This window comes from Rhizobium sp. CB2179 (assembly GCF_057653455.1).
In genome coordinates this window covers 123,085-145,223 of sequence record NZ_JBYGKR010000006.1, presented here as the reverse complement: position 1 = coordinate 145,223, position 22,139 = coordinate 123,085, and the positions used below count along the sequence as shown (strand labels likewise).

Below are 22,139 nucleotides of genomic sequence, written 5' to 3'. Positions count from 1 at the left end.
CTCCTCTGGAAGCAGGGCCGGATGTGGTTCTTATAGATTGCGGGCGATCACCATGCGCTGCACGTCGCTCGTTCCTTCATAGATCTGGCAGATGCGCACATCGCGGTAGATGCGCTCGACCGGATAATCGGCCATGTAGCCATAACCGCCATGGATCTGGATCGCATCGGAACAGACGCGCTCCGCCATCTCGGAGGCAAAGAGTTTCGCCATCGAGGCTTCCGACAGGCAGGGCAGCCCTGCCTCTCTGAGCGAGGCGGCATGAAAGACGAGCTGCCGCGCCGCCTCGATCCGCACCGCCATATCGGCAAGGCGGAAGGCAACGGCCTGGTGCTCGAAGATCGGCTTGCCGAAAGCGGTACGCTCGCGGGCGTAATCGCGTGCCGCCTCAAAGGCCGCCCGCGCCATGCCGACGGCCTGCGCCGCGATGCCGATCCGTCCGCCCTCGAGATTGGCGAGCGCGATGCGATAGCCCTCGCCTTCCGCGCCGAGCCTGAGTTCTGCCGGAATGCGCATGCTGTTGAAGGCGATCTGGCAGGTATCGGAGGAATGCAGCCCAAGTTTTTCCTCGACGCGGATCACCTCGTAGCCCGGCGTATCCGTCTGCACGATGAAGGCGGTGATGCCCTTCTTTCCGACATCGGGATCGGTAACGGCAAAGGCGATGATGACATTGCCGTTCTTGCCCGAGGTGATGAATTGCTTGGAGCCGTCGATCACGTAGTGGTCGCCATCACGCCGCGCCCGGGTCTTCAGGTTCGAGGCATCGGAGCCGGCCTGCGGCTCGGTCAGCGCAAAGCCGCCAATCCATTCGCCGCTGGCCAGTTTCGGCAGGAAGCGCTGCCGCTGCTCCTCGGTGCCGAATTTCAGGATCGGCACACAGCCGACGGAGCTATGCACGCTCATGATCGTCGAACAGGTTCCGTCGCCCGCGGCAATCTCCTCCAGCGCCGCGGCATAGGCGACCACGCCGGTATCCGATCCCCCATAGGCTTCCGGCACCAGCATGCCGAGCAGCCCGAGTTCACCCATTTCCTTCAATTCCTCGCGTGGGAAGAGATGCTCCCGGTCGCGTTTGGCTGCCCCCGGCGCTAGCCGGTCGCGGGCAAAGTCACGGGCGAGATCTGAGATTTGCTGCTGGAGGTCGGAAAGGATCATCTGTTCTCTCCCTCTCCTATTGCCGTTCGATGGCAACGGCGGTCGCCTCGCCGCCACCGATGCAGAGCGCGGCCATGCCGCGCTTCAGGTCGTATCGCTCCAGTGCTGCAAGCAGCGTCACCAGGATGCGAGCCCCCGAGGCGCCGATCGGATGGCCGAGCGCGCAGGCGCCGCCATGCACGTTCACTTTTTCATGCGGCAGGTTGAGATCGCGCATCGCCGCCATGGCGACGACGGCGAAAGCCTCGTTGATTTCGAACAGATCAACCTCCGACAGCGGCAAGCCGGTGCGATCGGACAGCTTCTGCAGCGCGCCGATCGGTGCGGTGGCAAAAAGATTGGGCGCCTGTGAATGCGTGGCATGGCCAAGGATCGTGGCAAGCGGCTTCAGGCCGCGATGCTCCGCCTCGGAGCGGCGCATCAGCACCAGGGCCGCCGCGCCATCGGAGATCGAGCTGGAATTGGCGGCGGTCACCGTGCCGCCCTCGCGGAAGGCGGGCTTCAGCGTCGGGATCTTGTCGAGCTTCGCCTTTCCGGGCTGTTCGTCCCGGCTCGCCGCCTGCTCGGCTTTACCCGTTTTTACGGTGACCGGCACGATCTCGCTTTCGAAACAGCCTTCGGCGATCGCCTTCTGCGCCCGCGTCAGCGAGGTGATGGCGTAGCTGTCCTGCGCCTCGCGCGTGAACTGATAGGCCTCGGCGCAATCCTCCGCGAAGCTGCCCATCAAGCGCCCCTTGTCATAAGCATCCTCCAGCCCGTCGAGGAACATATGATCCACGACACGCCCATGGCCGAGCCTGTAGCCGCCACGGGCCTTGTCAAGGAGATAGGGCGCATTGGTCATGCTTTCCATGCCACCTGCAACCGCTACAGAAGCGCTGCCGGCGGCGATCAGGTCATGCACCATCATCACCGCCTTCATGCCCGAGCCGCACATCTTGTTGACGGTGCTGGCCGCGGTGGCGAAGGGCAGACCGGCATGGATCGCCGCCTGGCGGGCCGGTGCCTGGCCCTGCCCCGCCGGCAGTACACAGCCGAAGACGACCTCCTCGATCGCCTCGGCCTCGACGCGGCTCCGCTGCAATGCCGCGCGGATCGCCGTTGCTCCGAGTTCCGGCGCTGTCGCCTCCTTCAGCTCTCCCTGAAAGCTGCCGATCGGGGTGCGCGCTGCACCGACGATAACGATGGGGTCTTGCAAAACCATCTTTCCTCCTTCGGGCAAAGCGCTCAGCGCGCGCCCATCCGCAATGCGCCGTCGAGGCGGATGACCTCGCCGTTCAGCATGTTGTTTTCCAAGATATGACGCACCAGCCCGGCAAATTCCGCCGGACGGCCAAGCCGCGGCGGAAAGGGCACGCTCTTGCCGAGTGCTGCCTGAACCTCGGCCGGCATATCCGCCATCATCGGCGTCTCAAAAATGCCGGGTGCGATCGCGACGACGCGAATGCCGTGACGGGCAAGCTCGCGAGCGATCGGCAAGGTCATCGCCGCCACCCCGCCCTTGGAGGCGGCATAGGCTGCCTGGCCGATCTGGCCATCGAAGGCGGCAACCGAGGCCGTATTGATGATGACGCCGCGTTCGCCTTCCGCATCCGGCTCGGTCGTCTGGATCGCTGCGGCGGCCAGCCGGATCATGTTGAACGTGCCGATGAGATTGATGCCGACCGTGCGGGCAAAACTCTCCAGCCGGTGCGGTCCGTCGCGGCCGATCACCTTTTCGGCCGGCGCCACGCCCGCGCAATTCACCAATCCGCGCAGGCTGCCGAAGGCTTCGACGGCAGCGGCAACCACCGCCGCCCCCTCCTCGCCATCGGTCACATCGGCCTTGAGGAAGCAGGCATCGCTTCCGAATTCCCGGGCAATCTCTTCGCCCGCTTGCATATTGAGATCGGCAATCGTCACGCGCCCGCCGGCCTCCACAAGCGCGCGCACTGTTGCCGCACCCAAGCCGGAGCCGCCGCCGGTCACGATGAAACTTGCTCCACGGATCAGCATGAATCTCTTCCTCCCTGCCGACCACACCCCCCTCCAAGCGCAACCGACGGACACGATTCTATTCGCTCCACCTATTGCAAGCGATGACAGAACTGCTCCATTATTTCGGCCAGTTTTGCCATAGCGGGGATAGAATGGCCGAGATCGAACGACGCATGATCGCGCCGGGCTTCGTGGAGGAGGCACTCGACAGCCTGCGGCGGCTCGGCAAGCCGACGGCGCCGATCCTTGCCCGCGTCGGCCTGGCATCCCCGGTCGATCAGCCGGTTTCGGCAGAGACCTATGGCGCGCTCTGGCTGGCGATCGCCGCCGAGCTCGACGATGAATTCTTCGGCATGGGCGCACGGCCGATGCGCAGCGGCAGCTTCACGCTGCTCTGCCACTCTGTGCTGCATGCGCCGACGCTGGGTCAGGCGCTCCGCCGGGCGCTGCGTTTCCTCGATGTCGTGCTCGACGATCCCCGGGGACGGCTCGTCATCCGCGACGGTCTGGCCGAGATCGAACTCAGCGACGCCGGTGACCCGCGTTCGGCCTTCGCCTACCGCACCTATTGGATCATCCTGCACGGCATCATCTGCTGGCTGGTCGGCCGGCGCATTCCGATCCGGCTCGTCGATTTCCGCTGCGCGGAACCCAAACAAGGCGCCGACTATCGGCTCTTCTTCGGCGCCCCTGTGCGTTTCTCGCAAGCCATCAGCCGGCTCGGCTTCGACAGTGCCTTGCTCGACCTGCCGGTGGCGCGCAGCGAACAGGCGCTCAAACAGTTCCTGCGCGGCGCGCCCGCCAATATTCTGGTGCGCTATCGCTATGATGCCGGTATCGCCGCCGCCGTCCGCCGCCGACTGAATCTGGCCACGCCGGCTGCCTGGTCGAACTTCGCCAAGCTTGCCGCCGATATGCGCATGCCGCCCTCCACACTCCGCCACCGCCTGCGCGACGAGGGACAAAGCTATGCCGCCATCAAGGACGACATCCGTCGCGACCTCGCCGTCGAACTGCTGCTGAACACGCCGAAGACCATCGGCGAGATTGCCGTGCAGCTCGGCTATTCCGAGCCGAGCGCCTTCTTCCGGGCCTTCCGAAAATGGATGGACAAGAGCCCCGAAGCCTTTCGGCGGGACGGAGCGGAAATCGAGGGCATGTCAGTCGAATCTGTTGACCCGCCCTGACTGGCCTCGCGCTTTCGCGAACATGGCGGCAATCTTCATCATGAAGGACTTGCTGAAGCGACCAAGAACCGCCTGATGAGGCTCGAGGTACCAAGATCGCTCGACGATATCGTAAATGTATTCGTCGACGACGATCCAACTCTGTTTGAGATCACCGAGACCGGCGCGCCGGCGTTCGATATCGGGAATTTCCAGCGCAACCCTTCCCGCTTCCGACGGCTGTGTGGTGATTGCCAGAAGGACGAGATGGGTGTTTCCATCGCTTGCACTGCGGATCGCGATGACGACACAGACTGGGCGCTGTTTGCGCCCCTCGGTCTCACCACGCTGCTGTTGCCATGCCCAGAGATAAGGATAGGTTATCACCTCGCCAGGACGAAACTCATGGTTCATCGTCGTAGCTTTCACCGCGCGCCAGCCGCTCAATCGCCTCGTCGAACAATTCGGCATGCTCGTCCGGCATCTCCGAAATGTGATGGGCACGACGCGGATCCCCGCCGCTGCGCATTCGCTGATAGTGCTCATAGCTCATCAGCACGAAACGTGGCTTGTTGTGGCGGGTAAGAATAACCGGCTCGCGGCTCGCGACATCGGTGACATCACCAATCTGTTTATTGAGATCACCTGTCGTGAACTGTCGCATGACGTCTCCGATTTAATTTCCATATATTCCATATTTTCCATATTTTCAAGAAAATGACGCTCACGCGCCCTCAACAAGAATTCGCAAGGCTCTTCGGCCGCATCATTCAAGGGCACTTTGACCCCGCCGCAACCCGCGCTACATATTTCAGCGGGAGGAGTGCCATGTTTGATTTTTGGCTCGGCGAAACCGCGGACGCGATCCGTGAAACGACGGCGCGGTTTGCTGCCGATCATATTGCTCCGCTGGCCGTGGAGATCGACGAAAGCAACACGTTTCCACGCCAGCTCTGGCCCGAGATGGGTGCGCTCGGCCTGCATGGAATCACGGTCGAGGAAGAATTCGGTGGCGCCGGTCTTGGTTATCTCGATCATGTCGTCGCCATGGAAGAGGTTTCGCGCGCCTCGGCCTCCGTGGGGCTCAGTTACGGCGCCCATTCCAATCTCTGCGTCAACCAGATCCGCCGCTGGGCCTCGCCGGAACAAAAGCGCCGCTATCTGCCGAAGCTGATCTCCGGCGAACATGTCGGCTCGCTCGCCATGTCGGAGGTCGGCGCCGGTTCCGATGTTGTCTCCATGCGGTTGCGTGCCGAGAAAAAAGGCGACCGCTATGTTCTGAACGGCACCAAATTCTGGATCACCAACGCGCCGCATGCCGATGTGCTTGTTGTCTATGCCAAGACGGATCCCGCGGCCGGCCCGAAAGGCATTTCCGCCTTGATCATCGAGAAAGGCCTGCCCGGTTTCAGCGTCTCCAAGAAGCTTTCCAAACTCGGCATGCGCGGCAGCGATACGGCCGAACTGGTCTTCGAGGATTGCGCGGTGCCGGCGGAGGCGCTGATGGGCAGGGAAGGCGAAGGCGTGAAGATCCTGATGTCCGGCCTCGATTATGAGCGCGCCGTGCTTGCCGGCGGGCCGCTCGGCATCATGCAAGCCTGCCTCGATGTCGTGCTGCCCTATGTGCGCGATCGCAAGCAATTCGGCAAAGCGATCGGCGATTTCCAGCTGATGCAGGGCAAGATCGCCGACATGTATGTGGCGCTGAATTCGGCGCGCGCCTATGTCTATTCCGTCGCCCGCGCCTGCGATGCCGGCCGCGCGACGCGCACGGATGCTGCTGCCGCGATCCTTTTCGCCAGCGAGAACGCCGTGAAAGTGTCGCTGGAGGCGATCCAGGCGCTCGGCGGCGCCGGCTATACCAAGGAATGGCCGGTCGAACGCTTTTTGCGCGACGCCAAGCTTTACGATATCGGCGCCGGCACCAATGAGATCCGCCGCTACCTGATCGGCCGGGAGCTCATTGCATCATGACGGTGATTTCGACTGCGATCGATCGCGACAGCGACAGCTTCAAGGCCAATGCCAGCAAGAATAAAGCCCTGATCGACGAACTCCTCAATCGTTCGGCGAAAGCGCGCGAGGGCGGATCGCAAACGGCGCGCGAGCGCCATACCGGCAAAGGCAAGCTGCTGCCGCGCGATCGCATCCAGCTGCTCATCGATGCCGGCAGCCCGTTCCTGGAGATCGGCACGCTGGCCGCCAACGGCATGTATGATGACGAGGCGCCCGGCGCCGGCATCATATCAGGCATCGGCCGCGTGTCCGGCCGCGAAGTGATGATCGTCGCCAATGACGCGACGGTGAAGGGCGGCGCTTATTTCCCCATGACGGTGAAGAAACATCTGCGGGCGCAGGAGATCGCCATGCAGAACCGCCTGCCCTGCATCTATCTCGTCGATAGCGGCGGCGCCAATCTTCCGCACCAGGCCGAGGTCTTTCCCGACCGCGATCATTTCGGCGCGATCTTCTACAATCAGGCGCAGATGTCGGCCGAGGGGATCCCGCAGATCGCCTGCGTGATGGGCAGTTGCACCGCCGGCGGCGCCTACGTGCCCGCCATGTCCGACGAGACGGTCATCGTGCGCAATCAGGGCACGATCTTCCTCGCCGGCCCGCCGCTGGTGAAGGCCGCGACCGGCGAGATCATTTCAGCCGAAGAGCTCGGCGGCGCCGAAACCCATGGCCGTCGCTCCGGCGTCGTCGATCATGTCGCCGAAAACGACGAGCATGCGCTGCTGCTCGTGCGTGATATCGCAGCCACTCTCAACAGCGTGAAATCAGTCGATATCGACCTGCAGCAGCCACGGCCGCCCAAACTCGATCCCGAGGATCTCTGCGGCCTGATCCCGGGGGATGTGCGCTCGCCCTATGATGTGCGGGAGGTCATCGGCCGGATCGTCGATGGCTCGGAACTGCATGAGTTCAAGCCGCTCTACGGCACCACGCTGGTCTGCGGCTTCGCCCGCATATGGGGCATGCCCGTCGCCGTCATCGCCAATAACGGCGTGCTGTTTTCCGAAAGCGCGCTGAAGGGCGCGCATTTCATCGAGCTCGCCTGCCAGCGCCGCGTGCCTTTGCTTTTCCTGCAAAACATCTCCGGCTTCATGGTCGGCGGCCGTTATGAGGCCGGCGGCATCGCCAAGGATGGGGCAAAGCTGGTGACGGCGGTTGCGACCGCGAGCGTGCCGAAGGTCACGGTCATCATCGGCGGCAGCTTCGGCGCCGGCAATTACGGCATGTGCGGCCGCGCCTATCGCCCGCGCTTTCTCTTCACCTGGCCGAACAGCCGCATCAGCGTGATGGGCGGCGAACAGGCGGCCTCGGTGCTCGCCACGATCCGCCGAGACTCCACGGAGGCGCGCGGTGAGAATTGGCCAATTGAAGAGGAGGAAGCCTTCAAGGCGCCGATCCGCGCCGGCTACGAGGCCGAGGGCAATCCCTATTATGCCACGGCTCGCCTCTGGGACGACGGCATCATCGATCCGCGCCAGACCCGGGACGTGCTGGGCCTTGCCTTTTCCGCCTGCCTGAATGCGCCGATCCCGAAAGGGCCGCGCTTCGGCCTGTTCAGGATGTGAGGCGCCGATGATGGAAAGCCTTCTCATTGCCAACAGGGGCGAAATCGCTCGCCGCATCATCCGCTCGGCCAAGATGCTCGGCATCCGCACCATCGCCGTCTACTCCGAGGCCGATGCCGGCCTCCCCTTCGTCAGGGAGGCGGACGAGGCAATCGCCATCGGCCCCTCGCCGGCCCGCGAAAGCTATCTCTCTCAGACCCGCATCCTCGAGGCCGCCCGGAAAACCGGCGCTGCGGCAATCCATCCCGGCTACGGTTTCCTTTCGGAAAATGCCGGATTTGCCGAAGCGGTGGAAAAGGCCGGGATCATCTGGGTCGGCGCGCCCCCTGCCGCAATCCGGGCGATGGGGCTCAAGGATGCGGCCAAGGAATTGATGCAAGCAGCCGGCGTGCCTGTGACCCCCGGTTATATCGGCGCGGACCAGAGCGAAGAGAGGCTGGCGGCCGAGGCTGATATCATTGGTTATCCCGTGCTCATCAAGGCGGTCGCTGGTGGCGGCGGCAAGGGCATGCGCCGCGTCGATCGCCCACAGGATTTCGCCGAACTTCTCGCCTCCTGCCGCCGTGAGGCGGCTGCCGCCTTCGGCGATGACCGCGTTCTGATCGAACGCTATATCGCCAATCCGCGCCATATCGAGGTGCAGGTTTTCGCCGACAAGCTCGGAAATTGCGTTCATCTCTTCGAACGCGATTGTTCGCTGCAGCGCCGTCACCAGAAGGTCATCGAAGAGGCCCCTGCCCCCGGTCTCGATGCCGCCACCCAGGCAGTGATCTGCGATGCGGCGGTGAAAGCCGCAAGAGCGGTGAATTATGTCGGCGCCGGCACCATCGAATTCATCGCCGATGCCTCGGAAGGCCTTTGCGAAGATCGCATCTGGTTCATGGAGATGAACACCCGCCTGCAGGTGGAACATCCGGTCACCGAGGCAATTACTGGCGAGGATCTGGTGCTCTGGCAGTTGAAGGTCGCTAGCGGCGAACCGCTGCCGAAAATGCAGGACGAGATCGCCATGAGCGGCTGGGCCTTCGAAGCCCGGCTCTATGCCGAAAATCCTGCCGCCGGCTATCTGCCGTCGATCGGCCGGCTTGAACATCTCAGCCTGCCGCAAACCGTCCGTGTCGATAGCGGTGTCGAGCAAGGGGATGACATCACCGCCTTCTATGACCCGATGATTGCCAAGGTCATTGCGCATGGGCCGAACCGCGAGGCCGCACTTTCGAAGCTCGCAGCCGCCTGCGCTGGCATCGAGGTCTGGCCGGTCAGATCCAATGCCGGTCTTCTCGCCCACATCGCCATCGATCCGGATTTTCGCGCAGCTCGGATCGATACCGGCTTTCTCGATCGTCATGACGAAAGGCTTGTGGCGACGGAGCCGAGCGAAACTGCAATCGATAGCGCGGCCACGGCGCTTTTAAAGAACACCGATGGTAATCCCTGGACCGCGCTGACCGGGTTCCGCATCGCCGGCGCAGAGGACAAGAGGGTGCGCATCCGTATTGGCGATCACCTCCATTGGGGGCAATCGCGTCCGGAGTTTGAGGCCAATACCATCACGATCGGTGAAACCACGGTGCTTTTCGAGGCCGGCAATGCCTGGCCGATCAGCCTGCCCGTCGCCAGCGAGGTCGAGGCAAGTCAGAGTGCCGGCGATGGCGCGATCCTGTCGCCCATGCCCGGCCTCGTCATTTCGGTGGATGTCGCCGACGGCGATCGTGTCGCCAAGGGCGACCGCCTGCTAACGGTCGAAGCGATGAAAATGGAACATTCTCTGCGTGCGCCCTTCGACGGCATCGTCGAAAAACTGCAGGTTTCCTCAGGGATCAGGGTCTCGGAAAACCAGCTGGTCGTCAGCATTGTGAAGGAGCAGGATTGATGGCCGGCCGTTATTTCGATGAGTGGACGGTCGGCGACCGCATCGCCCACGACATCCGCCGCACGGTCACCGAGACCGACAATCTGCTCTTCACGACGCTTTCCCACAATCCGCAGCCGCTGCATCTCGATGCCGATTATGCGGTCGGCACCGAATTCGGCCGGATCGTCGTCAACGGCACCTTCACCTTTGCCCTCACGGTCGGCCTTTCGGTCGGCGACACGACGCTCGGCACGCTCGTCGCCAATCTCGGCTATGACAAGGTAACGATGCCAAAGCCGGTCTTCATCGGCGATACGCTGCGGGTGGAAACGGAAGTGATGGAGCTGCGTCGCTCGAACTCCCGGCCCGATGCCGGCATCGTCACCTTCCGGCATATCACCCTGAACCAGCGCGGCGAGATCGTCTGCCAGTGCCTGCGCACGGCAATGCTGAAGGTGAAACCGTCATGAGGCTGCGCTCGCTGCTCTTTGCGCCCGGTGACCGGCCGGAGCGTTTCGAAAAAGCGCTCGCCTCAGGCGCCGACGCCGTCATTCTCGACCTGGAAGATTCGGTTGCGCCCCTAAACAAGCCGAAAGCGCGCGAGAGAGTGCACGAGTTCGTCCTGCATCATGCCGGCGAGACCGCTCTCCTGATCCGCATCAATCCCCTCGCCTCGCCAGAATTCGAAGGCGACCTTGCCGCTTTGAGCGGCCTTCGTCCTTTTGCGATCGTGCTGCCGAAGGCCGAGGGTGCCGCTTCGGTGCTGAAGCTTGCAGGCTCTCTTGCATCTGCAATGCCCATCTTGCCGATCGCAACCGAAACGCCATCCGCGATCTTCGAGATCGGCAGCTACCGGAATGTCGCGACCAGCCTCTGCGGCCTGACATGGGGGGCGGAGGATCTGCCTGCCGCGATGGGGGCTACGACCGCGCGGAGGACGGATGGCCGCTACACGCCGCCTTACGAGCTTGCCCGCTCGCTCACGCTGTTCGCAGCCCATGCCGCCGGCGTTCCGGCAATCGACACCGTCTATCCCGATTTCCACGATCTGAACGGTCTCAGGGCCTATGTCGGCCGAGCCCGGCGCGACGGCTTTTCCGGCATGATGGCCATCCATCCGAGCCAGATCGAAACGATCAATCACACCTTCACGCCGGATCCGTCCGAGATCGCCTGGGCCGAGAAAGTCGCCGCCGCCTTTGCCGCCAGCCCAGACGCGGGTGTCATCCAGCTCGACGGGCGCATGCTGGACCTGCCGCATCTCAAGCTCGCGACCCGCATTCTCGATGTGGCCGCGCGATAGAGCAAATGCGCCACCAATTAGCCCGCCTTTGCGGTGTGCTTGGAGGCGGCGTTCTCTCGGTTGAGGTAGCCGGCACCGATGGCGACGTAGAGATCCACATAGTCCTTGGCAACCTGTTGCACGGTGTCGGCAAGGCTCTCCTGGGCATCGGAGACCGACCGCTGCGCCTCCAGGACATCGAGCAATGACGAGGCGCCATCCTTGTAGCTCGTGGTCGAAAGCGCAAGCGACTCCTGTGCCGTCTGCACCTGTCTGCGCAACGGTTCGAGCGTCTGCGTGTCACGGCGAACAGCCGACAGCGCATTTTCCACCTCTTCGACCCCGTTCAGCACCGCCGCTTTCCAGGCGAGATATTGGGTCCTGGCATCGGATTTTTCGATGTCGACATTCGCACGCAATTTGCCGCCATCGAAGATCGGCAGGTTGAGTGTCGGCCCGAAGGTCCAACTGGTCAGAGTTCCGCCGCTTGCACCGGATGATTTGACCCAGCTCGGCGAGATCGATCCGGATAGAGAGATCGACGGGTAGAGCTGGGCTTCCGCGGCCCCGATATCGGCGACAGCCGCCGCCAGCTCGCGTTCCGCCTTGCGGATATCTGGACGGTTGCGGATGAGATCGGCCGGAATGCCGGCCCGAATGTCGCCGCGGAAAACCGGCTGGCCGGCGCTTTTCTGCAGTTCGCCCATCAGCGAGGCCGCCGGCATCCCGAGCAGAGTGGCAATGTGATGGCCCGATTCGGTGAAGCTCTGTTCGAGGCCAGGAATGTCGGACTTTGTCGACTGTACCAGACCCTCGGCCTGAACGACGTCGAGGCGGGAGGCCGCACCCGCCTTGAGCTGCAGCTGCGTGAGTTCGTAAGTCTGTTGGCGGGATTTCAAATTCGCCTGCGAAAGCGCGATGCGCTGCTGATTATAGCGGGCGTCGATATAGCTCTCGACCAGGTCTTTCAGAAAGGTGAGCTTTGCATTGTCGGCCGTTGCATAGGCGGCCCCCAGCGAGGCGATCGCACTCTCCTTCGAGCGACGGTACTGGCCGAAGATGTCGAGCAGCCAGGAAAGGCTGGCCTCGCCACCTGTCTCATTCGTGGTACCGATCGTCGTACGCTCAGAACCTTTCTCACCGGATACCGTGTGCGATGCGCCGACATCGAGGCTCGGCAGGCCACCGGCAGCGGCAACCGTGACATTGGCGGAAGCCGAATTGATGCGCTCGAGCGCCTGCAGGACATCAAGGTTCTCGCTGCGGCCATGAGCCACCAGGCCGTCGAGCCGCTTGTCACGATAAGCCGTCCACCACTGCGCCGCCACGACATCGCCGTTGCTCTTGGTACTCCCCTCTTTGAATTTAGCAGGAAGCGGCATCTCTGGGGGTACGTGATTCGGGCCGCTGACGCAGCCTGCCAGCAGAAGCGTGACCGCCGATGCGGCGTAGCGGAGCGATGATAGGTTCATGCAGAGCGACGGATTCACGGGCGAGCTTTCTGAACCGGGATCGTGGGTTCAGGCTTAGCGACGCCAACGTTAATGGCGGTAAAGACACTGTAAAGTTAGGTAAAATCGCTGGGCCGGATCAGGCTTGGTCGTCAGCCGAACCATAGAGTGTCGGCTTTCGGGGAAGCTCCAGGGTGATTGCCAGACCTCCGGCATCCGGCAACGACGCATGTACCCGCCCGCCATGGCGCTCGATGGCCTGTCTGGTGATGGCCAGACCCAGGCCATATCCACCTCTCGGTACAGCCTCGTTCCCGCGTGAGAACGGCTGGAAGATCCGTTCGAGTTCGTCTCGACTGACACCTGGCCCCTGATCGGTGACACAGATTTTGAGGCGCTCGTCTGTCGTCTCGCACGATACGGATATGCGCGAATGCTCGGCTGTGTACTTGACGGCGTTGCGGACGACGTTTTCGAGCGCCCTGTAGATGAGCTCGCCTTCGACTTCGGCGCGGAAAACGCCCTCGACACTGGTTGTGATTGAGACCTCCCGCGCCTGAGCTTCGAATGCCGCATCGCCGAGAATTTCGTTGAGCAGCTCGATGACATCAAGAGCGTGCGTTTTCAGCGGCCGGCTGGATCCGGCAGTCAACCTGGCAAGCGTCAGAACTTCGCCGACCAGCGCATCCAGCCGTTCGACCTCCCGGTCCATGCGGTCTAGCATGGCGCCGAGTTTCGCCGGGCTCTGCCGGAGCACGCCGACGGCGGCCTGCAGGCGGGACAAAGGCGAACGCAGCTCGTGGGAGACATCATGGAACAGCCTCTGCTGCGCATCCTGCAGCTCCTGAAGCCGGGCGGCGCTGGAATCGAAGTCATGCGCAAGCGCGGTAACCTCGTCCTTTCGGCCGGCCATCTTGTCACCGATGCGGAAATCGAAGCGGCCATGGGCGAGCGCGCTCAAGCCATCGCGCAGATGCACCACGGGACGAATGAGATATCGGGCGAGTGCACCTGCCGAAATCGTGCTCGAAATCAGGATCGTGAGCCACGGCAAGAACGGACCGAAGTTCTCGAACGTGAACGTCGCCTTGGCCGGCAGGGAAATCTGGTAGCAAACCTCGTCCTTCAGGACGAATCGTGTGTCGACGGTCTTTTGAACCGCGCAGGCATCGGCTTTCGCCGTTTTGGAGATCGTCAGACCAGATGGTAGCGTCTCTTCACTTGCGCGCACGAAATGCGCGGCAGCATCCTCGCCATCTCTGGCGAGCATGTTTGCGGTGAGATTCAGGGCAATCACTCGCCGCTCTTCCTCCAGTTCGCGCGCAAAAGGAACGCCCTGGAGGAAATTGACGAGCAGGATGATGACGCCGACGGTTGCCGCCATCGTCAACCAGATCGTCGTGAAGAATTTCCAGAAAAGCCGGGGCATACTCAGTCCACGAGAAGTTGATAGCCCTGGCCGCGAACGGACTGGATCCAGGATTGGCCATCCTCCCTCAGTCCGAGCTTCTGGCGAACGCTGCTGATATGGACGTCGATCCGGCGATCGAACGGGGTCAGCGGCTTGCCGAAGGCCCGCTTCGAAATGTCCTGCTTCGACACGAGCTGGCCGGCGCTGCGGGCGAGGACCTCGAGCAGGCTGAATTCCGTGCCGGTCAGGTCCAAGCTTTCGCCGCGCCATTCGGCGATCCTGCTGCCAGGATGGATCACGAGTTTTCCCGCCCTTATGATGTCGATCGAAGCACCGGCCGCCGGCTGGCCCGCCCGGCGGAGGATGGCGCGCAGTCTCGCCGCAAGTTCGCCCGGCGAGCATGGCTTCGGCACATAGTCGTCGGCGCCGAGATTGAGACCCGATATCCTGTCGACGTCATCGCCCCTTGCGGTCAGCATCAGCACAGGAACCTGGCTGAGCTTCCTGATCCTCTGCAGAACCTCGATCCCGTTCATCCGAGGCATCATGATGTCGAGCACGATAATATCAACCGTATTGCCGGCCGCCGCGGCAATGGCGGCGCGCCCGTCTGTATCCGTGACGACCTCATATCCTTCTTCGACCAGATATTCCTGCAGAAGCGTCGTCAGCTCGGCATCGTCGTCGATAAGGAGAACCTTGTTCATTCGCATTATCCGCTCTCAATCCCGGCAAGCCATACAGCACAAATACAGTCGCGCAGCCAAGTTTTACCTAACTTAACACTAACTTGACCGCACTTAACGTTCGTCCCGCTACTGATCCTGCCATGACATAATACGCGCTGAAACCGGATTGCAGCGACATGGCCCGCAATCCCTCGTTGAGTTGGCGCGGATCGGGAAAAGGCATCGATGCCTTTGACCACCTCTTCGGTCGAATTCCCCCCCCGGAACGAGACCGCGGGACGCGTTACCCCGCAGGCGGCCCCGCGCCGCCTGCGCGTCCTGCATTTTCTCGGCCAACAGCGTACCTGGCCTGTGTCGCAGAGAGAACCTTTACCAAACTTTACACTTCCTTAACCGCGCTTAACATCCACACAGCTATTAGAGTTCGACCTCAGTTCGATCCGGAGTGTCGTGTGTCCAAGGCACATCGAAATATTCTGCGGTGCCGCTTTGCGGAGCGGAAAGTCATCTGTGTCGAGATTTGGCGGTGGTTATCGAAGCTTGCTTCAAAGAACTATGTCTCAATTGCTTCTTTCTTGAGTCCCGGGATCCACTCAGGACGCGCAGAAACCGTTCCAATAGAGCGTCATGCTCACCTGGAAGACATCTCCATTGGGGGAACGGGGTGATTGATGCTCCGGGTGATCAGGGCGTGTTTACCGGACAGATCGAACAGTTCAACAAGCCTACCGACGCCGACGAGGTTGCGGCGCATCGCCTCGAGGAAGCAAATGCCGGCAAGGCGGCAATAGCCATCGAGCGCGGCACGGGCGCAGAGCGAAGGGCCGAAATAGAAGGCGAACGCTGACACTAGGGACCGTCGTGAGGCATCGGTTCGTTGTCAAAGTCGTGGAGCGTCAGTCGACACGTGCTCGAGCGACGAGGCATATGTCCGCTCAGAAGAACGGTCCCGCCATATGCCGAGAGTGACTTACCGATTTGCTTCTGTGGTTTCCACGAAGAGTTGGTTGAGCTGTTTCATCTCAAGTGCATGGGCGCGCCTTCTGAGGGCGGCTACCTGTTTGAGCGTTGCAAGGTTGTCTGTCGTCTCAATGAGATGCGCATCGGCGACCAGCATTTCCGCTTCAATCCTGCCCTGCTCTCTCAATTGCCAGACATCCCTGACGCGAAATTGGACCATTATGACGCCGAAAAGCGCCACGAGCGCGGAAGCGGTCATTGGCAGCCAATTCGGGACAACCGGTCCATAGGCCGAAAACAATGATGAAAGGCCACTCAAAACGATGATCGCCAAGGTGAGAAAATTCCAGAGATATTGATTAACCCTGGAGGAACGAGCATAGCCGTTTCGATGTGTTCGAAGGTCACGCAAAGCCTGCCTTTTGATCTCGGCTGCGTCCGATGGAAGCATGCTTTCGGCCGTCTCTTGCTCGATCTCCCGCCTTGCCGCCAAAATCACGTTGATGACGGCGATAGTGATCCCGAAGGTTATCATGAACCAGGCGATGTAGTGCAAAGGGACGTCGTCGAGAATGACGTTTGACAAAAATGCGGGTTGAAAAAACTCAATTAAAGCACCAATCGATATCAAGAATATAGACAGGGCAACCACTGCAATCGAAAGCATCGCCGCTATATTTCTATATCTGCTATTTAGTGTCATTTTCTTCAGTTGAGCCTGGTCATCCCCCTCCCTTCTAAACAAATCCATCATCCTATCCTCGAGACTATAGGGTTAACCATAGTCAACCTTTTACCACGCCAGAAAGCAAGTAATGTTTGCGAAGTAATACTTTACGGATCGAATTTCCGGCACCTCTCGCTAATGTGCGGGCCGGGGCAGCCTCCACCTCTTCAATCCGGTCGCTTCAGGCTACGCTGATCGCCAGCGGCCGGCCGAGATCGCGGCCAATTTAGTCCTGGTGCTGTCGGACGATCTGCGCGGCGTGAGCGATCGTCAGGCTTGATCGCGGCGATGATCTCCTCAAGGTCGCCCAGCCTGACAGCCACTTGAAAATCGGCGCTGCCTGAGCGGGCGAGATGGGGCCTTCTCAGGAGAATGGCTTGTCGGTCCCGCCGCCGGATTGGTCAGCCAGCGTGGTCCCTCGGCGGTCATGTAGATATGGTCTTCCAGCCGGATCCCGAATTTCCCGGGGAAGACGATCATCGGTTCATTGGAAAAACACATGCCGGCGGCAAGCGGCGCGTCGTTGCCGCGAACGATGTAGGGCTCCTCGTGGATCTCGAGCCCGAGGCCATGACCGGCGCGATGAGGCAAACCCGGCAGGCGATAGTCGGGGCCGAGCGAGTGTTTGGCAAGCACCTTGCGGGCCGCATCGTCGAGGCTCGAGCAGGCGGCGCCGATCCGGGCTGCGTCGAAGACGGCCTGTTGCGCCTCGCGCTCGATCCACCAGGCGCGTTCGAACGCGCTGTTGCCGTCCTCCAGAATATAGGTCCTGGTGATATCGGAATGATAACCGTCGATCCGGCAGCCGGTATCGACGAGAACGACGTCGTCGCGACCAAGGACCTGATCGCCGTCGGCGCCATGCGGAAGCGAGGTCGCCGCGCCGAAGGAGACGATGCAGAACGTCGAGCCGGCATCGGCGCCGGCCTGGCGATGCTGTCGGTCGATGAATTCGACCACCTCGGATGATTTGATGCCCGGCTTCAAAAGCCCATGCACTTGCTTGTGGACGTCGAGCGTCAGGTCCATCGCATACTGAATGAGGGCAAGCTCCGCGGCCGATTTGATGCAACGCAGGTCGCGGATCAGCCGCCCGCCATCGGCAAGCCTTGCCGCGCCCATCTCCGCTGCCAATGCGTGATAGAAGAAAAGCGGCAAGCCATCGTCGAGGGCAAGTCTGCCGCCCTGGGCAACAAGGCGGGCGATGAGAGCGGCGCTGCTCTCCTCCTCTTCCCAGACCAGGATTTCCCCCGGCAGATGTGGCAGCGTTTCGACACGGCTCCGCTCGAACCCCGGAACGATGTAGGAAATGGTCGCGGGCGTGACGAGCGCGCCGAGGAACCTTTCGCTCGGATGCCAGACGAGCCCGGTGAAGTAGTGGAGGCTTTCGGTCGGCCCAAGAAGCACGGCAGCCAATCCTTCGGCTTCGATCAGTTTCCGAAGCCCGGCGAGGCGGTTCTGCCGTTCGTCCTCAGTGATGCGGGGTACGGGGTGCTGCCACGACATGTTGTTTTCCTGCTTTTCCTGCGCTTCCGGATCGATGAAACCCTCGCCTTGCAGCGGGCATCTTGAACCGACACTAATGCCGGTGTAGGCAATATGTCGACATGAAAAGTGAGGAGATAGCCATGGCGGTCGAATACACCACACCGGGCATGCTGATGCGCGATCATATGGTCGACGTGCCCCTGGATTGGTCGAAGCCGGAGGGTGAGACGATCCGGATTTTTGCACGTGAAGTGTGCGATCCCGCCCGCCGTCGTGAAACACTGCCGTTGCTGGCTTTCCTTCAAGGCGGTCCTGGCGGAAAGTCGCCGCGGCCGAGCAACGGCGGGCCGCCATGGCTTGCCGAAGCCCTGAAGACGCACCGCGTTATCCTGATCGACCAGCGCGGCACCGGGCGCAGCAGCCGGATCGAAAGTGCGACGATGGAGCACTTTGCCGACGGCAGGGCCGCAGCCGACTATCTCAGCCTCTTTCGTGCCGACAGCATCGTTGCCGATTGCGAACATCTGAGGAAAACCGTCTTCGGCGGCGGGCGCTGGCAGACGCTTGGCCAGAGCTATGGCGGCTTCCTGACACTCACCTATCTCTCGAAGGCGCCGGAGGGACTTTCCGCCTGTTATGTCACCGGCGGCCTTGCCGGCCTTGGGGCGACGGCCGATGATGTCTATCGGCGCACCTACCCGCGCGTTACCGAAAAGAACGCCGCCTATTACCGCCGCTACCCCGGGGATGCCGAACGCATCGGCCGGATCGCCGACTATATCGAGACCAATGAGGTGCGGTTGCCCGATGGCGATCGCCTCTCCGTTCGCCGCTTTCAGACCATCGGCATCGATTTCGGCATGGCGCCGGGTTACGAGAACATCCATTGGCTGGTCGACGAGGCTTTCTCCGGTCCCAATGAAGAACGTCTCTCCGAGCGCTTCCTCGCGTCGGTGATGTCGCTGACCTCATATGACGACAATCCGCTCTTCGCCGTTTTGCAGGAAAGCATCTATGGCCAGGCCGGGACGCCGACTGCCTGGGCAGCCGAACGCATCCGCGCCGAGCATCCGGCCTTTGCCGGCGACCGGCGGCCGCTGCTGTTGACGGGGGAGATGATGTATCCCTGGATGTTCGAGGAAATTCGCTCGCTTAGGGCCTTCAGGGCAGGTGTCGAGGCGCTGGCAACGTTTGAGCGCTACGCCCCGCTCTATGCTCCGGCACGTCTCGCTGCAAACGAGGTGCCGGTCGCCGCGGTCATCTATCATGACGACATGTATGTCGATGCCGGGCTTTCGCTCGAAACAGCGCGCCACGTCGCCAATGTGCAGGCATGGGTGACCAACGAATTCGAGCATGACGGTGTTCGCCAGTCGGCGGCTGTCCTGCGCCGGCTGATGACCTTGGTCAGAGAGCAAGGCGGCCCCCTCGCCTCTTGAGGCTCGAGCGGTTCATTGCTCTCGTCGCGTCAGGACATGCTGATCGCCACCGGCCGGTCGAGGTCGCGGGCAATATATTCCTGGATCTGGCGGACGATCTGCCCGGCGTGGGCGATCGCCAGTTGGTCGGCCCGCTCGACGTCACCGGCCTCGATTGCGGCGATGATCTCCTCGTGTTCGTCGACATACTGGCGCGGCAGGCGGTCGTCGAATGTCGAGTAGTAAAGGCGCAGGATGCGGCGGCCCTCGTCGAGCAGCCTGGCGAAGAAGGCCGTGTAATAGGAATTGCCGGCTAGTTCAGCGATCGCGACGTGAAATTCGCGGTTGGCCTCGATCATCGCATAGGCATCGCGCGCGGCAACGGCATCGGCGAAGTCCTTCTGATGCCGGCGGATGGTCTTCATGATCTCGCCGTTTCGCCGTTGCGCCGCGCCGCGCGTCGTCACCCGGTACATCAGCGTCAGCGCTTCGAAATAGGTGGGCAGGCTTGCGAAATCGATCGTTGCGACGATCGTGTTCCTGTTCGGCAGCGTCGTGACGAGCCCATCGGCGGCGAGCCGCAACAGCGCCTCTCGAATGGGTGTCCGCGACATCCGGAAACGCTCCGACAGCCGCACTTCGTCGAGCGGACTGCCGGGTTCCAGCGCCATCGACAGGATTTCCTGCCTGAGCGTCACATAGACGCTCTGCGTGCCAGAGCCGCGCACCCGCACATTTTCCGCGTCGTTCCGCATTCGTCCGCCCTCTTTTGTTAGAGCCTTGTATTGCGTTTCGGCCGATTCTCGCAATGTCGGTCTTCGGGGTCTCAAATATGTAAGCTCACATCATTGAATCTTGTCGACAGTTTGTATATAAGGCAACCAGTTTCAACGAGGCTCGATCAATGACCACAGGATGGAAGGGCGTATTTCCCGCCGTAACGACACAGTTCAACGATGATCTTTCCGTTGATCTGCCCTCGACCCAGCGCGTCCAGGACGCGCTTGTAAACGATGGCGTCAACGGACTGATCGTCATGGGCACGTGTGGCGAGAACAATTCGCTGGACCCCGAGGAGAAGCGCACGATCTTGAAAGCTGCCGTCGAGGTCGTCAACGGCCGCGTTCCCGTGGTGACGGGCGTGTCCGAATTCGACACGCGCCGTGCCGTCGCCTATGCTCGCGACGCCGAAAAACTCGGCGCCGACGGGCTGATGCTGCTGCCGGCCATGGTTTATGTGCCGAAGCCCGAAGAGCTGATCGCGCATTTCCGTACCGTCGCCGAAGCGACCTCGCTGCCGATCATGCTCTACAACAACCCGCCGGCCTACCGCGTCAACATCGGCGCCGATGTGCTGAAGGTGCTTGCCGATGTGCCAAACATCAAGGCGGTCAAGGAAAGCGCGCCGGATCCGCGCCGCTTCACCGATCTCATCAATGAATTCGGCGATCGTTTCGATATCTTCGCAGGTCTCGACGACGTGGCGCTTGAAGGCCTGATGCTCGGCGCCAAGGGCTGGGTCTCGGGCTTGACCAGCGCCTTCCCGCAGGAATCCGTACAGCTCGTTGCCGCCGCCGAACGCGGCGACTGGGAAGAGGCCCGCAAGATCTATCGCTGGTTCATGCCGCTTCTGCACCTCGATGCCGAACACGACCTCGTGCAGTCGATCAAGCTTGCCGAGCAGATCATGGGCCGCGGCTCCGAGCGCGTTCGCATGCCGCGCCTGCCGCTTTCGGGCGCCCGACGCGCCGAAGTCACCGCGATGGTCGAGAAGGCCGCTGCCACGCGTCCTTCGAAGATCCGCCAGGCTGCCTGATCATCGAGGCCGGCGACCCTCGCGGTTGCCGGCCTTTCAGTGTTTGCGGTTCAGGCAAGCGCCAGCGACCGGCCGGTCGCCGGATCGAACAGATGCATCTGGTTCATGTTGAACGAGAGCGGCATCGTCGACATCGGCCTGGGCCCGCTCTCGGGATCGATGCAGGCGCAAAGACTTGCCTCGCCGATGCCGAAATAGACCATGGTCTCCGGCCCGAGTGGTTCCACAAGATCGATCTTAGCTTCGATGTCGGCATAACCAGGACGGGCCTGGCGGTCGGTGATCGATTCCGGCCTGATCCCGAACACGACTGATTTACCGGCATGGCTGGCATAGTCGCCGGCGCGCGCCTTCGGCACTGGAAGCTCGCTGCCGTCAGTCAGTTTGACGACGAGACCCTTGTCTCCTGATAGCAGCGTCGCCGACAAGAAGTTCATCGACGGTGAGCCGATGAAGCCGGCGACGAACTGGCTGACCGGCCGATGATAGAGTGCTTGTGGCGGCCCCGCCTGTTCGATGATGCCACCATTCATCACCACGACACGATCCGCCATGGTCATCGCCTCGACCTGGTCGTGCGTGACGTAGACGGTCGTCGTCGGCAACAGCTGGTGCAGCCGCTTGATCTCCGTGCGCATCTGTACGCGAAGCTTGGCATCGAGATTGGACAACGGCTCGTCGAAGAGAAAGACTTTCGGGTTCCGCACGATCGCGCGCCCCATCGCGACGCGCTGGCGCTGGCCGCCCGAAAGCTGGCCCGGGCGCCGGCCGAGCAGCTCGCTGATATGCAGGGTTTCCGCCGCCCTGATGATACGGGCGTCAATCTCGCTCTTGGCGAGCTTCTGCTGCTCCAGGCAGAACGAAATATTCTCCCGCACCGTCATGTGCGGATAGAGCGCGTAGTTCTGAAAGACCATGGCGATATCGCGTTTGCCCGGGCCAAGCCGGTTGACGACCTGGTCGCCGATCACGATCTCACCGCCGGTGATGTGTTCGAGACCCGCGATCATGCGCAATGTCGTCGATTTTCCGCATCCCGACGGACCCACGAAAACGACGAATTCATTGTCTTCGATGTCAAGGCTGATGCCGCGCACGGCCTCGTAGATGCCATAGGATTTGACGATGCTCTTGAGTTCCAGCCGTGCCATAGTTTTCTC

General features: G+C 61.9%; 21 protein-coding genes. 9 read left to right on the top strand and 12 right to left on the bottom strand.

The window, feature by feature from the left end; all coding sequences use genetic code 11:
* Nucleotides 1–30 precede the first annotated feature (30 nt).
* The 3 genes from AC244Q_RS36215 to AC244Q_RS36205 are packed head-to-tail and all read right to left on the bottom strand — an operon-like array spanning nucleotide 31 to nucleotide 3,153.
* Nucleotides 31–1,158 (bottom strand): acyl-CoA dehydrogenase family protein, encoded by a 1,128-nt coding sequence (locus AC244Q_RS36215; RefSeq protein WP_128407715.1) that lies wholly within the window; start codon nucleotides 1,156–1,158, stop codon nucleotides 31–33.
* Between the two features lie 16 nt (nucleotides 1,159–1,174).
* A complete protein-coding gene (locus AC244Q_RS36210; protein ID WP_128407716.1) occupies nucleotides 1,175–2,362 on the bottom strand; it encodes an acetyl-CoA C-acyltransferase in 1,188 nt (395 codons plus the stop codon).
* Between the two features lie 23 nt (nucleotides 2,363–2,385).
* Nucleotides 2,386–3,153: a 3-hydroxyacyl-CoA dehydrogenase gene (locus tag AC244Q_RS36205; protein ID WP_003555597.1), complete on the bottom strand. Its 768-nt coding sequence runs from the start codon at nucleotides 3,151–3,153 to the stop codon at nucleotides 2,386–2,388.
* 83 nt (nucleotides 3,154–3,236) lie between these two features.
* On the opposite strand from AC244Q_RS36205, the gene AC244Q_RS36200 reads away from it, so the two are divergent.
* Nucleotides 3,237–4,322 (top strand): AraC family transcriptional regulator, encoded by a 1,086-nt coding sequence (locus AC244Q_RS36200; protein WP_017997665.1) that lies wholly within the window; start codon nucleotides 3,237–3,239, stop codon nucleotides 4,320–4,322.
* Here the strand turns inward: AC244Q_RS36200 and AC244Q_RS36195 are convergent.
* Entirely contained in the window at nucleotides 4,296–4,715 is a 420-nt protein-coding gene (locus AC244Q_RS36195; protein WP_128407717.1) for a hypothetical protein, read from the bottom strand. The two genes, AC244Q_RS36200 and AC244Q_RS36195, sit on opposite strands and share 27 nt — an antisense overlap.
* Nucleotides 4,705–4,965 carry a type II toxin-antitoxin system Phd/YefM family antitoxin gene (locus AC244Q_RS36190; RefSeq protein ID WP_011654326.1) on the bottom strand — a complete coding sequence of 87 codons (261 nt, stop codon included), beginning with the start codon at nucleotides 4,963–4,965 and terminating at the stop codon, nucleotides 4,705–4,707. Before AC244Q_RS36190 ends, AC244Q_RS36195 begins: the two co-directional genes overlap by 11 nt.
* Before the next feature lie 164 nt (nucleotides 4,966–5,129).
* On the opposite strand from AC244Q_RS36190, the gene AC244Q_RS36185 reads away from it, so the two are divergent.
* Genes AC244Q_RS36185 through AC244Q_RS36165 form a run of 5 tightly spaced genes read left to right on the top strand, consistent with a single transcriptional unit; the run spans nucleotide 5,130 to nucleotide 11,040 of the window.
* Nucleotides 5,130–6,275: an isovaleryl-CoA dehydrogenase gene (locus AC244Q_RS36185; protein ID WP_128407718.1), complete on the top strand. Its 1,146-nt coding sequence runs from the start codon at nucleotides 5,130–5,132 to the stop codon at nucleotides 6,273–6,275.
* Nucleotides 6,272–7,882, top strand: coding sequence for a carboxyl transferase domain-containing protein (locus AC244Q_RS36180; RefSeq protein WP_128407719.1), 1,611 nt, complete (start codon nucleotides 6,272–6,274; stop codon nucleotides 7,880–7,882). Before AC244Q_RS36185 ends, AC244Q_RS36180 begins: the two co-directional genes overlap by 4 nt.
* 7 nt (nucleotides 7,883–7,889) lie before the next feature.
* The gene (locus AC244Q_RS36175) at nucleotides 7,890–9,755 is read left to right on the top strand and encodes an acetyl/propionyl/methylcrotonyl-CoA carboxylase subunit alpha (protein WP_128407720.1); all 1,866 of its coding nucleotides are present in this window, start codon (nucleotides 7,890–7,892) and stop codon (nucleotides 9,753–9,755) included.
* On the top strand, nucleotides 9,755–10,207 hold the full coding sequence (locus AC244Q_RS36170; protein WP_128407721.1) for a MaoC family dehydratase: 453 nt from the start codon (nucleotides 9,755–9,757) through the stop codon (nucleotides 10,205–10,207). Before AC244Q_RS36175 ends, AC244Q_RS36170 begins: the two co-directional genes overlap by 1 nt.
* Nucleotides 10,204–11,040, top strand: a complete 837-nt coding sequence (locus AC244Q_RS36165) for an HpcH/HpaI aldolase/citrate lyase family protein (RefSeq protein WP_128407722.1) — start codon at nucleotides 10,204–10,206, stop codon at nucleotides 11,038–11,040. Before AC244Q_RS36170 ends, AC244Q_RS36165 begins: the two co-directional genes overlap by 4 nt.
* Before the next feature lie 17 nt (nucleotides 11,041–11,057).
* Here the strand turns inward: AC244Q_RS36165 and AC244Q_RS36160 are convergent, their stop codons facing one another.
* The 3 genes from AC244Q_RS36160 to AC244Q_RS36150 form a co-directional block, all read right to left on the bottom strand.
* Nucleotides 11,058–12,491: an efflux transporter outer membrane subunit gene (locus tag AC244Q_RS36160; protein WP_432431728.1), complete on the bottom strand. Its 1,434-nt coding sequence runs from the start codon at nucleotides 12,489–12,491 to the stop codon at nucleotides 11,058–11,060.
* Between the two features lie 118 nt (nucleotides 12,492–12,609).
* A complete protein-coding gene (locus tag AC244Q_RS36155; RefSeq protein ID WP_017997672.1) occupies nucleotides 12,610–13,899 on the bottom strand; it encodes a HAMP domain-containing sensor histidine kinase in 1,290 nt (429 codons plus the stop codon).
* Nucleotides 13,900–13,901: 2 nt separating this feature from the next.
* Entirely contained in the window at nucleotides 13,902–14,588 is a 687-nt protein-coding gene (locus AC244Q_RS36150; protein WP_003555609.1) for a response regulator, read from the bottom strand.
* 646 nt (nucleotides 14,589–15,234) lie between these two features.
* On the opposite strand from AC244Q_RS36150, the gene AC244Q_RS36145 reads away from it, so the two are divergent.
* Nucleotides 15,235–15,417: a hypothetical protein gene (locus AC244Q_RS36145; protein WP_164902378.1), complete on the top strand. Its 183-nt coding sequence runs from the start codon at nucleotides 15,235–15,237 to the stop codon at nucleotides 15,415–15,417.
* 123 nt (nucleotides 15,418–15,540) lie between these two features.
* Here AC244Q_RS36145 and AC244Q_RS36140 read toward each other — a convergent pair whose 3' ends face one another.
* Entirely contained in the window at nucleotides 15,541–16,281 is a 741-nt protein-coding gene (locus AC244Q_RS36140; RefSeq protein WP_164902379.1) for a DUF4231 domain-containing protein, read from the bottom strand.
* 273 nt (nucleotides 16,282–16,554) lie between these two features.
* Nucleotides 16,555–17,763, bottom strand: a complete 1,209-nt coding sequence (locus tag AC244Q_RS36135; RefSeq protein WP_432431729.1) for a M24 family metallopeptidase — start codon at nucleotides 17,761–17,763, stop codon at nucleotides 16,555–16,557.
* Nucleotides 17,764–17,885: 122 nt separating this feature from the next.
* On the opposite strand from AC244Q_RS36135, the gene AC244Q_RS36130 reads away from it, so the two are divergent.
* Nucleotides 17,886–19,184: an alpha/beta fold hydrolase gene (locus tag AC244Q_RS36130; protein ID WP_128407726.1), complete on the top strand. Its 1,299-nt coding sequence runs from the start codon at nucleotides 17,886–17,888 to the stop codon at nucleotides 19,182–19,184.
* Between the two features lie 29 nt (nucleotides 19,185–19,213).
* Here AC244Q_RS36130 and AC244Q_RS36125 read toward each other — a convergent pair whose 3' ends face one another.
* Entirely contained in the window at nucleotides 19,214–19,918 is a 705-nt protein-coding gene (locus AC244Q_RS36125; protein ID WP_003555614.1) for a GntR family transcriptional regulator, read from the bottom strand.
* A gap of 149 nt (nucleotides 19,919–20,067) precedes the next feature.
* Here AC244Q_RS36125 and AC244Q_RS36120 point away from each other — a divergent pair, with 149 nt between their 5' ends.
* Entirely contained in the window at nucleotides 20,068–20,979 is a 912-nt protein-coding gene (locus AC244Q_RS36120; protein WP_012760756.1) for a dihydrodipicolinate synthase family protein, read from the top strand.
* A gap of 50 nt (nucleotides 20,980–21,029) precedes the next feature.
* Here AC244Q_RS36120 and AC244Q_RS36115 read toward each other — a convergent pair whose 3' ends face one another.
* Nucleotides 21,030–22,130, bottom strand: a complete 1,101-nt coding sequence (locus AC244Q_RS36115) for an ABC transporter ATP-binding protein (RefSeq protein ID WP_003555616.1) — start codon at nucleotides 22,128–22,130, stop codon at nucleotides 21,030–21,032.
* Between the last annotated feature and the right edge of the window lie 9 nt (nucleotides 22,131–22,139).

What these genes read in the sequence shown, in the direction of transcription:
- AC244Q_RS36135 (WP_432431729.1), bottom strand. Translation starts at nt 17,763, where the DNA reads ATGTCGTGGCAGCACCCCGTACCCCGCATCACTGAGGACGAACGGCAG.
- AC244Q_RS36180 (WP_128407719.1), top strand. Translation starts at nt 6,272, where the DNA reads ATGACGGTGATTTCGACTGCGATCGATCGCGACAGCGACAGCTTCAAG.
- AC244Q_RS36185 (WP_128407718.1), top strand. Translation starts at nt 5,130, where the DNA reads ATGTTTGATTTTTGGCTCGGCGAAACCGCGGACGCGATCCGTGAAACG.
- AC244Q_RS36125 (WP_003555614.1), bottom strand. Translation starts at nt 19,918, where the DNA reads ATGCGGAACGACGCGGAAAATGTGCGGGTGCGCGGCTCTGGCACGCAG.
- AC244Q_RS36195 (WP_128407717.1), bottom strand. Translation starts at nt 4,715, where the DNA reads ATGAACCATGAGTTTCGTCCTGGCGAGGTGATAACCTATCCTTATCTC.
- AC244Q_RS36210 (WP_128407716.1), bottom strand. Translation starts at nt 2,362, where the DNA reads ATGGTTTTGCAAGACCCCATCGTTATCGTCGGTGCAGCGCGCACCCCG.
- AC244Q_RS36150 (WP_003555609.1), bottom strand. Translation starts at nt 14,588, where the DNA reads ATGAACAAGGTTCTCCTTATCGACGACGATGCCGAGCTGACGACGCTT.
- AC244Q_RS36120 (WP_012760756.1), top strand. Translation starts at nt 20,068, where the DNA reads ATGACCACAGGATGGAAGGGCGTATTTCCCGCCGTAACGACACAGTTC.
- AC244Q_RS36130 (WP_128407726.1), top strand. Translation starts at nt 17,886, where the DNA reads ATGGCGGTCGAATACACCACACCGGGCATGCTGATGCGCGATCATATG.
- AC244Q_RS36155 (WP_017997672.1), bottom strand. Translation starts at nt 13,899, where the DNA reads ATGCCCCGGCTTTTCTGGAAATTCTTCACGACGATCTGGTTGACGATG.
- AC244Q_RS36205 (WP_003555597.1), bottom strand. Translation starts at nt 3,153, where the DNA reads ATGCTGATCCGTGGAGCAAGTTTCATCGTGACCGGCGGCGGCTCCGGC.
- AC244Q_RS36215 (WP_128407715.1), bottom strand. Translation starts at nt 1,158, where the DNA reads ATGATCCTTTCCGACCTCCAGCAGCAAATCTCAGATCTCGCCCGTGAC.
- AC244Q_RS36115 (WP_003555616.1), bottom strand. Translation starts at nt 22,130, where the DNA reads ATGGCACGGCTGGAACTCAAGAGCATCGTCAAATCCTATGGCATCTAC.
- AC244Q_RS36200 (WP_017997665.1), top strand. Translation starts at nt 3,237, where the DNA reads ATGACAGAACTGCTCCATTATTTCGGCCAGTTTTGCCATAGCGGGGAT.
- AC244Q_RS36190 (WP_011654326.1), bottom strand. Translation starts at nt 4,965, where the DNA reads ATGCGACAGTTCACGACAGGTGATCTCAATAAACAGATTGGTGATGTC.
- AC244Q_RS36175 (WP_128407720.1), top strand. Translation starts at nt 7,890, where the DNA reads ATGATGGAAAGCCTTCTCATTGCCAACAGGGGCGAAATCGCTCGCCGC.
- AC244Q_RS36140 (WP_164902379.1), bottom strand. Translation starts at nt 16,281, where the DNA reads ATGGATTTGTTTAGAAGGGAGGGGGATGACCAGGCTCAACTGAAGAAA.
- AC244Q_RS36165 (WP_128407722.1), top strand. Translation starts at nt 10,204, where the DNA reads ATGAGGCTGCGCTCGCTGCTCTTTGCGCCCGGTGACCGGCCGGAGCGT.
- AC244Q_RS36160 (WP_432431728.1), bottom strand. Translation starts at nt 12,491, where the DNA reads ATGAACCTATCATCGCTCCGCTACGCCGCATCGGCGGTCACGCTTCTG.
- AC244Q_RS36170 (WP_128407721.1), top strand. Translation starts at nt 9,755, where the DNA reads ATGGCCGGCCGTTATTTCGATGAGTGGACGGTCGGCGACCGCATCGCC.